Raw genomic sequence first — 1,311 nt, 5'->3', positions numbered from 1 at the left:
CTGCCGCCGGCACTGGCCGTCTCGATGGCCGGCGAGCCCGATCCCTTGCTCGCCTTGTAGGAGGCGAGCGCCTGCTCAAAGCCGGGCAGCGGCCTGCCGTCGCTCGGCACATGCAGCGTCTTGCCATTGGGGAACAGGGAGACCAGTTCCTGCCGGCTGATACCGGGCCAATGGCGCACATTGCCGACATCCATGTGGACGAACGGCGAACCCGATGACGGATAGTAGCCGACGCCGCCGCCCTGCATCTTGAGGCCGATGTTGCGCAGCTTCTTCAGCGGCACGCCGGGAATATAGAAATCCATCGCCTTGCCGAGCATGTGCTGGCTCTTCTCGGCCACGCCCCTGCTGCGGCTGCGCAGCATCGAGTTCGTCGACGGCGAGCGATAGCCGCAGACGACCTGGATATAGTCCGTGGCACCTGCTTCCCGATACGCCTCCCAGACGAGATCCAGCAGGCGCGGATCCATCTTGGTTGGCTCGTTGCGACGCCAGTCGCGCAAAATGATGTTGATCTTGCGGAGACCCTCGGGAACGTAGCGGCCGTTGCGCTTGTAGACGATCTCGGCCTTCTCATGGGTGTGGAGATGATAAAGCTTCAGCGACCGTGTTTCGGCGCTGGCTCCGCTCGCAGCCGCGGCAACAAAACCAAAAGCGACAACCAACACTGCCAGCCACTTCGGCCAGACGCTCAAATGATGGTGCCGCCTGTTTGTGTGTCGTTCGATTCTGTTCAAATCAAAAGGCCTTGCAGGCTGCCGTTTGTCCCCGGATTTGTCCAAACGGATGTGGCATTAGCACACCCGAATATCGATCCTAATGGTTAATCATCGCTTATTGAAGCCGAAATGCGGTAACACCGTGGCGATATCCCGTCAAAAATTGTTCACAAGGTTTCTTGGTAAACCGCTGGTTTAGATCGGATTTTCGCCTTCGCCCCAAACACGATCTGTTACCGTTAGCCTTAATGCGTGAACAGAGCTGTCCACGAGACAGCCACAATGCCGCCGAAACGGCGATACAAGGCCCGTTGTGGCATTGCAAGCTGGCGCCGGCCTTGTGGCAAAGCCGGAAGCCGGGCCAAAGCTCAGCCCGGCATCGCCCTTAGGAGGCTAGTCGATCGACGCGGCCTGTCTCCGGATCGATGCCGTGTTCCTTGAGCTTGCGATAGAGCGTCGAGCGGCCGATGCCGAGTCGGCGGGCGACTTCGCTCATCTGTCCGTTGTAGTGATCGATGGCAAGCTTGATCATCTCGAGTTCGACATCGGCAAGTGCCCGCACATTGCCGCGCTCGTCGAGCGCCCGCAACGC

At 59.7% G+C, this 1,311-nt stretch carries 2 protein-coding genes; both read right to left on the bottom strand.

What is annotated here, in order from left to right; translation table 11 throughout:
• Positions 1-695: DUF882 domain-containing protein (locus EN969_RS31400; RefSeq protein WP_127419750.1), on the bottom strand; the 695-nt coding region annotated here is incomplete at its 3' end.
• A 409-nt stretch (positions 696-1,104) separates the two neighbouring features.
• A partial coding sequence (locus EN969_RS31395; protein WP_164758679.1) for a helix-turn-helix domain-containing protein occupies positions 1,105-1,311 on the bottom strand: 207 nt, incomplete at its 5' end.

The sequence above is a fragment of the Mesorhizobium sp. M7A.F.Ca.CA.003.01.2.1 genome (genome assembly GCF_003998945.1).
GTDB classification, from domain to species: Bacteria; Pseudomonadota; Alphaproteobacteria; order Rhizobiales; family Rhizobiaceae; genus Mesorhizobium; species Mesorhizobium ciceri.
Note: the sequence above shows the minus strand (reverse complement) of the source record. Positions and strands in the feature narration are given on the sequence as shown.